Source organism: Paenibacillus antarcticus (assembly GCF_001637225.1).
In the GTDB taxonomy this organism is placed as follows: Bacteria; Bacillota; Bacilli; order Paenibacillales; family Paenibacillaceae; genus Paenibacillus_AQ; species Paenibacillus_AQ antarcticus.
The window spans coordinates 146,212-155,327 of the sequence record NZ_LVJI01000030.1 but is presented as its reverse complement, the minus strand read 5'-3'; the positions used below and the strand labels follow the sequence as shown (position 1 = coordinate 155,327).

Here is a 9,116-nt window from a genome sequence, read left to right as displayed (position 1 = left end):
TTTTTCATTCTGTAAAGCAGGTCGAACACGCCGTTAAGCAGTACATCCATTTCTACAACCATGAACGCTTTCAAAAGAAACTAAACAACCTGAGCCCCTACGAATACAGGACTCAGGCTGCTTAAATATTGCTTTTTGTTAATTGTCTACTTGACAGGGGTCACTTCATAATATGGGAGGCCTGCTTAATTATCCGAGTATATATTTAGTGCACATTCCAACTATCTAAATAAGCAACTTGTTCTGTACTCAAGGAATCTAGATTAATTCCTAGACTTTCAAGTTTGAATCGTGCCACTTGTTCATCGATCTCATACGGTACATTAAGAACTTGTTTACCTAATTTCTCATAATTATCATTCACATATTTCAGAGACATGGCCTGTAATGCGAACGTCATATCCATAATTTCTGCTGGATGTCCGTCGCCCGCCCCTAAATTCACTAGACGTCCTTCAGCGATTAAGTACATTTTACGACCATCTTTGAATTGATATTCTTCAATATTCTTGCGAACGGTCCGCACAGAACTCGAACGGATTAGAAGTTCCGGTTTGTTCACTTCCACATCGAAATGACCCGCATTTGAAAGAATAGCCCCATCTTTCATCACATCATAATGCTCTCCTGTTATAACAGACTTATTTCCAGTCACTGTTATAAAGAAGTCTCCAAGCTTCGCTGCTTCAACCATAGGCATAACTTGGAATCCATCCATATGTGCTTCAACAGCACGGATAGGATTAACTTCAGTAACGATTACGTTCGCGCCCAATCCTTTTGCACGCATTGCAACCCCTTTACCACACCAACCATATCCTACAACTACGACATTCTTACCTGCTATAACCAAATTGGTAGTCCGATTGATAGCATCAAATACCGATTGACCCGTACCGTAACGATTATCAAATAGATGTTTACAATAAGCATCATTTACAGCAACCATAGGCAATTTCAACATTTGATCTTTCTCCATTGCCTTCAGACGGATAATTCCTGTCGTTGTCTCTTCAGCGCCTCCACGAATGTTGACGAGCAGATCCGGACGTTCTGTATGTAGAATCGTTACAAGGTCACCACCGTCATCAATAATAAGATCGGGCTTCGTCTCTAACAATCGAATCAACATCTCTTTATATTCCTCAGGTTCTGGATTATGCTTCGCTAATACGGTAACACCATCTTCCACCAATGCAGCGCACACATCATCTTGTGTAGAGAGTGGGTTACTCCCTGCAATGGTAACTTCAGCTCCACCCGCTTTTACCACTTTTGCTAAATATGCTGTCTTTGCTTCTAGATGAAGAGAAATTGCGACTTTTAATCCCTTAAAAGGTTGTTCCGCCTCAAATTGTGCACGAATCCGGTTTAACACAGGCATATGAGCTTCTACCCAATCGATCTTCAAGTGACCTTCAGGAGCTAACGTCATATCTCTAACGATACTGTTCTCAATAGACTTAGAATTCATTATGATCCTCCTTAAATTTGAACCTACAATAAAATAACACGATGCTCTTCAGAATAGTCACCGGTCTTCTCTAGAATCTCATCGATCAAAGACAGACCATATCGATTCAAGTAATGATAGACATTGAAGACTCTCTCCTGTGGTTTACCCATTGGAAACAACAACGTGCCTATACGGTCCCATTGACGAAGCGTTGCTTCATGTTGTTGTTCAAGTGCATCCTTAGCTTTACCTTCTAAATAAGAGATCTGGTCGGCAATCTTGTTCTTATTACTCTGACCCAATGTATACAATCCCGTCTGTAAGTTACCTAATTGTTCAATTAAGGGATCATACAATTGTTCGAAAGCTTCCCGTGTCGTGGAGAACAATTTATCAATCTGTAAGGAGTCTTGTGCGGACAACCATTGTTCCCGACGCTCTTGTAAACGATATTGTACATCTTGAAATGAAAGGCTGTATTTCTCCATATATTTCTGTTGTGTATCCTCGATAAGGGTAAAAGACATCCTAGGTAACAAGATAGGCATCTTAGCATCCATGATTTCAAAAGCTTGACGTGTAATGGGCCAGTAAGCTATTTCTCCTTGCCCTAACACGCAAGCAAGAACAGGAAGAAGAGAGTCCTGCATAATAGGACGAGTCAGTACATTATTACTGAAGCGTTCTGGATGCATCTCCAACATATCCAACAGTTGTTCTTTCGTGAATGAAACTAACCCTTTACGGTCCATAAATTTACCCTCTTGTTTTGCTAAGAGAATTCTATTTCCTTCATGAATATAAAATAGGTTAGCCCCATCATCCGCAACATCTGCCTGTAACCCATAACCTAATGATGTAATCTGATCAGCTGCGGCACGATATGCCTGACCTAAATCATCGTTACGTTCAATCATAGACGCAAAGATAGGCGATTCTAGCTTACGCAATCTGATATCTGCCGAGTCCAAAAGCACCAATCCATATTTCCCAAACAATTCGCCCATTAACTTAGCAAAGGCATCGCTTAAATTATCAGTAGTATCGGTTGATTGCTGAATCTTTGTGAGGATATCAACTTTCACATCACTATCAGGTAAAGTATCTGACAGTGACTGTATAGCACGATCCCACTCATCAGATGATATAGCGCTATAACTTACAGATGAACGCTGTGATGAATACTTATCCATCTTAATCTTAGACACCTGCTGTGTATCCCCTGAGAGTAAATACGTATGATTTACCTCATCCCAGTCATGGTCTTCACCCGCAATCCAAAATAAAGGTACTACAGGTCTATTCAAGCGTTTCTCAGCTTCCTTTGCTGCATGTATAATCGTGATTGCTTTATATACAACAAGCATAGAACCGGTAAACAATCCACTTTGCTGTCCACCCGTCACAACCAATGTTCCAGGCTTCTCCAACATATAAAGGGATGTATGTACTGCATCATGAGAATTAAATTTCTCATTATAATCTTTCAATATCTCTACCAAGGCATGGCGGTTTACCCGTCTGTCTTCTGTATCATCCAACCACTTCATTCGATCCATCCAAGTCTGATCGCGGTGGTAATCTTCACCGTAAAGAAGAGAAACTTTCTCATAATGATGAATATAATCATCTGCCAAAGATGAGCCGCTTTGTAGTGGCTCAGAAACAACTTTCATCGGGTATACCTCCTATTCTTGCACTATAAACAAATTCATCAACTAGAATACGGCTTCGACGCCCTTCAAAAGGCCGATATCCGTATCATCGAGAAATATAAGATGAAGTATAAGATGAAACCTATCCTTCTTATATTTCAATAATATCTAAAATTCTTTCTTGATTGTAACTAATATGAAGGTATCAGTCAAAGAAACTTCTGAACACTTTGTCTCGCTTACAAAAGTACAAAAAGACCGCCGGTATCCCCGGCGGTATAAACAATCCCAATGTACTATCAATTAAGCATAAGGTGTTGCGACCCAATGTCCTTTAGATACTTCAACTAATTTGGATTCTGACAAATTGAATTTACTTTCTCCGCTTGATCCATTAGCAGAATGGATAGGTCCATCAAGCTCATCTGGCATGATGATCCGTTTCTTATTCGCCTCAATCTCTGGATCAGCAATCGGAATAGCTGATAGTAGAGACTTGGTATAAGGATGAATAGGGTTATTGTATAATTCATCACTATCAGCCAATTCAACCATTTTCCCAAGATACATAACTGCTACGCGATCACTAATGTGCTTAACCATGGATAGATCATGTGCAATAAATAGATACGTCAAGCCCAAGCGATTCTGTAAGTCTTTGAGTAGATTTACAACCTGTGCTTGTATCGATACGTCTAGCGCAGAGATAGGTTCATCACATATAATAAACTTCGGATTAACAGCAAGAGCTCGGGCAATTCCGATACGTTGACGCTGACCTCCGGAGAATTCATGCGGATAACGTGTAGCATGATCGGAGTTCAGACCAACCATATCAAGCAACTCTTCAATCTTCATCTTACGTTCTTTGCGGCTATCCGTTAGCTTGTGTATATCGAATGCCTCACCAATAATATCAGAGACCGTAAACCGTGGGTTGAGAGAAGCATACGGATCTTGAAATATCATCTGCATATCGCGACGCATAGCTTTCATTTTATTAGGTGGGAGTTTGTAAATATCTGTTCCACCAAAATTTACACTACCCGCTGTCGGCTCGTATAATCGAAGAATCGTACGTCCTGCCGTAGATTTACCACAACCTGATTCTCCTACCATACCTAACGTTTCACCTTCACGAATAGAGAAATTAATGTCATCAACAGCCTTCAAGATTTTCCCTTTACCTACATTGAAATACTTCTTCAAGCCATTGACTTGAATTAATGGTTGTTGACTCATGATGATTCACCCTCCCGAGCCATAGGATGTAGATTCCAACAACGTGCCATGTGTGACTCACTAAATACAGTCTCTGCTGGATCAACACTTTCACAGATCTTCATTGCTTCATCACATCGGGCACAAAACGGACAACCCAGTGGAGGTTTGATGAGATCTGGTGGCGTGCCAAGAATAGGAATTAATGGTTCGTCTTTTTTCTGATCAAGGCGAGGCATGGAACGCAAAAGCCCCTTCGTATAAGGATGTTGAGGGTTTTTGAATATTTCCATGACTGTTCCAGTCTCTACCACTTCTCCCGCATACATTACGATTACCTTGTCACACATACCTGCTACTACTCCAAGATCATGTGTAATTAGAATAATCGACGTACCTAAACGTTGTTGCATTTCCTTCATAACATCCAAGATTTGAGCCTGTATCGTAACATCCAAAGCCGTTGTAGGCTCATCTGCAATCAATAGTGCAGGACGGCATGCTAACGCAATCGCGATCATGACACGTTGACGCATACCACCAGAGAATTCATGTGGATATTGTTCAAAACGCGCTTCCGCATTTTTGATACCCACCAACTTCAACATCTCTATCCCTTGGACCTTAGCTTCTGTCTTAGACATTTTTTGATGTTTAATCATAACTTCTGTAATTTGTTTTCCTACTTTGATCGTAGGATTCAATGAAGACATAGGATCTTGGAATATCATACCGATATCTTTACCACGAATGGCTTCCATTTGCTTATTTGTTTTATTCAATAGGTTCTCACCCTTGAAGATGATTTCCCCTTGTTTAATACGTGAAGGCGGCGAAGGAATCAGGCGCATGATCGTCTGAGCGGTAACACTTTTACCACTACCAGATTCTCCGACGATTGCTACCGTTTCACCTTCACCAATCTCAAAGTTCATTCCGCGTACTGCCTGAACTTCTCCGCCTTTTACGTGAAATGATACGTGTAAGTCTTTTACATGTAAAATCGGCTCCATGGTTCCACCTCCTATTTTTTCAATTTGGGATCCAGTGCGTCACGAAGACCATCACCGAAAATATTAAAGCAAAGCATGATTAGACTGATCAGAATTGCTGGGAACAACATCCGCCAAGGATAGTACATCCATCCTGTAAGAGCGTCACTGATCATGGAACCAAGAGAAGCAACGGGAGCTTGTACACCAAGACCCAAGAAACTTAAGAATGCTTCTGAGAAAATAGCACTTGGAACAGATAACGTCAGCGTGACGATAATCGGTCCAACCGCATTAGGAAGTAAATGACGGAATATAAGACGAGCGTTACCTGCACCCATAGAACGAGAAGCTAGTACGAACTCACGATTTTTAAGTTGAATCATCTCACCGCGCACGATCCAAGACATATTAATCCATCCTGTAATCGTCAACGCTAGAATAATCGTTCCTAGACTTGGTTCAAGTACAACCAGTAAGAGAATCGTTACTAGCAAATACGGAATAGAATAAAGAATTTCAGAGAATTTATTCATAATTTCATCAACGCGACCACCGAAGAACCCCATAGTTCCCCCATAAATCACGCCGATGATAAGGTCAATTAGAGCAGCCGCTAAACCAACTGTAAGTGAGATTCTAGCACCCATCCACGTACGAACAAACATATCACGTCCCAATTCATCTGTACCAAACCAGTGAATAGAAGAAGGAGGCTGATTCGTATTCACCAGATCATTCGTGAAATGGTTGAAATCAGAAATCAGTGGTCCAAAAATAGATGCAATAATAATAAGCGCCAATATTATAAGAGCAGTCATAGCAATTTTGTTCTCACGAAGTCTTTGCCAAGCATCTCTCCATGCTGACAAGCTTTCTCTTTGGATTACCTCTGAGTTTTTCTCATCAGTGCCAATCTTCCGAAAGTCTTCAGACGTCAATATAACATGATCTTGAGATGTTTTTGTCTGATTAATATCCAACAGTTAGCCCTCCTTTCCACCGGATAGTTTAATACGTGGGTCAATCATAACGTAGGCGATATCGGTTAGGAATCTAGCCACCATTAGAATTACTCCGTAAAAAATAGTAACGCCCATGATTAACGTATAATCACGGTTCGTGATCGATTCAACGAACACTTTTCCTATACCACCAATACCAAATACTTGTTCAATTACAACAGAACCCGTAATAATGTTAGCAGTCATAGGACCCACATATGTCACGACAGGCAGAATCCCGTTACGAATAACATGCCTGAACATAATAGTAAACCAGTTTAGACCTTTAGCTTTCGCTGTCTTGATGTAATCAGCATGTAACACTTCAAGCATACTTGATCTCGTAAGACGAGCGATAAATGCAATCGGTTGCGCAGATAATGCCATAACAGGTAGAACATAGTCTAACGGCTTATCAAAGCCTAGAACATTAAACCAGCCGGCTTTTTCAGCTAAATAGTACTGAAGTAAGGAAGCGAGTACAAAGCTGGGTACAGCCATACCAAGTACGGCTAATATCATGGCGACATTATCAATTAACTTTCGATGATAAAGGGCCGCAAGCATCCCGAGTAGAACCCCGACCACCACTGCTATGACAATGGCTACAAGACCAAGCTTCAACGATGTTTGGAATGTGTCTGATATAATCTTGGTAACATCCTGATTCAATTTCTTCATGGAGATCCCAAAATCTCCTGTAGCAATGTCACCCAAATACTTGAAGTACTGTACATACAACGGCTTGTCTAGCCCATATTGTTCCATGAGACGAGCTTTCATCTCAACTGATACCTTTTTCTCGGCCTGAAAAGGATCACCCGGAATGGCTTTCATTAGAAAGAATGTTGCAGATATCAATATAAGTAACGAAATAAGCATATAGAAAAATTTATTGGCAACATAACGTACCATTCCATTCACACCTCCATATAAGAGTCCTACAATACGAAAATAATTTTAATATAAAACAAGGATATTATCTAATCACTATATTTTCAAAATAATGAAATCCCTGGTAAGTTCATGACAAGATAAAAAAATCGGGATATATATGGGCTAGCCACATATACATCCCGAAATACCTATCATACTTCTAATATTATCTATTCGAAGTATGCACGTGAAAAGTCAATTGCGCCGTTATAATTAACGGAAATACCTTTAACATTTTCCTTAGTGAGGTACACATTGCTGTAATAGTAAAGCGGCATAAGAACCTGTTCATCTTGAATCAAGATTTTTTCTGCTGCTGCCATTTTTTCCATACGAACATTATTATCTTGTGATACTAATGAATCTTTAATCAATTGGTCATATTCTTTGTTACTGAACCCAGAATCGTTATTACCGCTGTCTGTTTTCCATAGATCCATGAAGTTCATTGGATCATCATAGTCAGCACTCCAGCCAGCACGTGCAATTTGATAATTCAAGTTTTGACGAGTCTCTAGGAAGACACCCCACTCAAGGTTTTCAGTCTTCACTTCTACGCCAAGATTGTTTTTCCACATATCAGCAACTGCCAAAGCAATTTTCTTGTGGCTCTCACTGGAGTTATAGATCAATGTAACTTCTGGCAACGTAGTGTAGCCTTCTTCAGCCATACCTTCAGCTAGTAATTTCTTAGCTTCTTCCACATTCTCTGTGAAGAAGTCATCTTTATTTTCTGTACGGAATTCATCTTTAATACCTTTAATTCCTGGTGCTACAAAACCATAAGCAGGGATTTGTCCACCAAGTGTTACCTTATCAACGATATCTTGACGGCTTATAGCCATGGAGAACGCTTTACGGATTTTGGCATTATCGAATGGTTTTGCCGTTACGTTAAATTCATAGTAATACGTACCTGCCGTACCTTTTTTAGAGAATTCTTTAGGTAATTGTTTCTCCATAGTGGGAATAGAATCTGAAGGAATTTCACCGTTAGGTGCTCCAGCAAAATCTAGTTGTCCACTCTTATAACTGGAAAGTTCAGAAGCACCACTTGCTACCAAGGAAGCTTCAATCTTACTCAATTTAATATTTGTTTTGTCCCAATATTTATCATTTTTAGTGAATTCGAGTTTTTGACCTGTCGTCCAATTTGATAAATTAAATGCACCATTTGTGATCATAGACTTATAGTCTGTTGCCCAAGCGGCATTATTCTTAACTGAAGCATGAACAGGGTAGAACGTATAGAAGGATGTTAGACCCAAGAAATAAGGCGTTGGGTTTTCTAATGTTACTTCTAATGTGTATTCATCAGTAGCTTTAATACCAACTTTAGAGAAATCTGTAACTTCTTTAGAGTTATAAGCTATTGCATTCTTGATGTAACCTAGTTGGTAAGCATATGGAGCAGCTGGTACTGTTGTAGGGTCAAGAACGCGTTGCCAAGCAAACACGAAGTCATTAGCTGTTACAGGATCTCCATTACTCCAAACTGCATCTTTACGAAGATTAAATTTATACTGCAAACCGTCAGGGGATATTTCCCATGATTCGGCAGCTGCCGGAACTTCTTTACCAGCGTCATCTACACGTACTAAACCTTCATACATTAGTTTTAGTGCAGTATTAGCTTGACTATCCTGAGCTTGTCCTGGGTCAAATGTTGGTGGTTCAGCACTCATGTTAATGTGAAGTACTTGTTCCTTTGCTTCTGCTGGTTTTCCAGCGCCGTTTGATGCCCCATCTTCTTTGTTGTTGTTACTGCCGCAAGCCGCGAGTACAGTACTAACAATCAAGATAAGTGCAAGCATACTTAGCAAACGTTTCTTGTTCATCTGATGTTTCCCCC

At 40.1% G+C, this 9,116-nt stretch carries 8 protein-coding genes; 1 reads left to right on the top strand and 7 read right to left on the bottom strand.

Features of this window, described 5'->3' with window-relative positions; all coding sequences use genetic code 11:
• Positions 1-125, top strand: a 125-nt coding sequence (locus tag PBAT_RS24915) for an IS3 family transposase (RefSeq protein ID WP_157091329.1), incomplete at its 5' end; no start/stop codon positions are given.
• Positions 126-205: 80 nt separating this feature from the next.
• Here the strand turns inward: PBAT_RS24915 and PBAT_RS19380 are convergent.
• From PBAT_RS19380 to PBAT_RS19350, 7 genes are all read right to left on the bottom strand, one after another.
• Positions 206-1,474, bottom strand: a complete 1,269-nt coding sequence (locus PBAT_RS19380) for an adenosylhomocysteinase (RefSeq protein ID WP_068651996.1) — start codon at positions 1,472-1,474, stop codon at positions 206-208.
• A 23-nt stretch (positions 1,475-1,497) separates the two neighbouring features.
• The gene (gene bshC / locus PBAT_RS19375; protein WP_068651994.1) at positions 1,498-3,132 is read right to left on the bottom strand and encodes a bacillithiol biosynthesis cysteine-adding enzyme BshC; all 1,635 of its coding nucleotides are present in this window, start codon (positions 3,130-3,132) and stop codon (positions 1,498-1,500) included.
• A gap of 282 nt (positions 3,133-3,414) precedes the next feature.
• The gene (locus PBAT_RS19370; RefSeq protein WP_068651992.1) at positions 3,415-4,353 is read right to left on the bottom strand and encodes an ABC transporter ATP-binding protein; all 939 of its coding nucleotides are present in this window, start codon (positions 4,351-4,353) and stop codon (positions 3,415-3,417) included.
• Positions 4,350-5,345: an ABC transporter ATP-binding protein gene (locus PBAT_RS19365; protein ID WP_068651989.1), complete on the bottom strand. Its 996-nt coding sequence runs from the start codon at positions 5,343-5,345 to the stop codon at positions 4,350-4,352. Before PBAT_RS19365 ends, PBAT_RS19370 begins: the two co-directional genes overlap by 4 nt.
• A gap of 11 nt (positions 5,346-5,356) precedes the next feature.
• Positions 5,357-6,307, bottom strand: a complete 951-nt coding sequence (locus PBAT_RS19360; RefSeq protein ID WP_068651987.1) for an ABC transporter permease — start codon at positions 6,305-6,307, stop codon at positions 5,357-5,359.
• A gap of 3 nt (positions 6,308-6,310) precedes the next feature.
• Positions 6,311-7,243, bottom strand: a complete 933-nt coding sequence (locus PBAT_RS19355) for an ABC transporter permease (protein ID WP_068651985.1) — start codon at positions 7,241-7,243, stop codon at positions 6,311-6,313.
• A gap of 191 nt (positions 7,244-7,434) precedes the next feature.
• Positions 7,435-9,102, bottom strand: a complete 1,668-nt coding sequence (locus tag PBAT_RS19350; RefSeq protein ID WP_068651983.1) for a peptide ABC transporter substrate-binding protein — start codon at positions 9,100-9,102, stop codon at positions 7,435-7,437.
• Between the last annotated feature and the right edge of the window lie 14 nt (positions 9,103-9,116).

What these genes read in the sequence shown, in the direction of transcription:
- PBAT_RS19380 (WP_068651996.1), bottom strand. Translation starts at nt 1,474, where the DNA reads ATGAATTCTAAGTCTATTGAGAACAGTATCGTTAGAGATATGACGTTA.
- PBAT_RS19370 (WP_068651992.1), bottom strand. Translation starts at nt 4,353, where the DNA reads ATGAGTCAACAACCATTAATTCAAGTCAATGGCTTGAAGAAGTATTTC.
- PBAT_RS19355 (WP_068651985.1), bottom strand. Translation starts at nt 7,243, where the DNA reads ATGGTACGTTATGTTGCCAATAAATTTTTCTATATGCTTATTTCGTTA.
- PBAT_RS19365 (WP_068651989.1), bottom strand. Translation starts at nt 5,345, where the DNA reads ATGGAGCCGATTTTACATGTAAAAGACTTACACGTATCATTTCACGTA.
- bshC (WP_068651994.1), bottom strand. Translation starts at nt 3,132, where the DNA reads ATGAAAGTTGTTTCTGAGCCACTACAAAGCGGCTCATCTTTGGCAGAT.
- PBAT_RS19350 (WP_068651983.1), bottom strand. Translation starts at nt 9,102, where the DNA reads ATGAACAAGAAACGTTTGCTAAGTATGCTTGCACTTATCTTGATTGTT.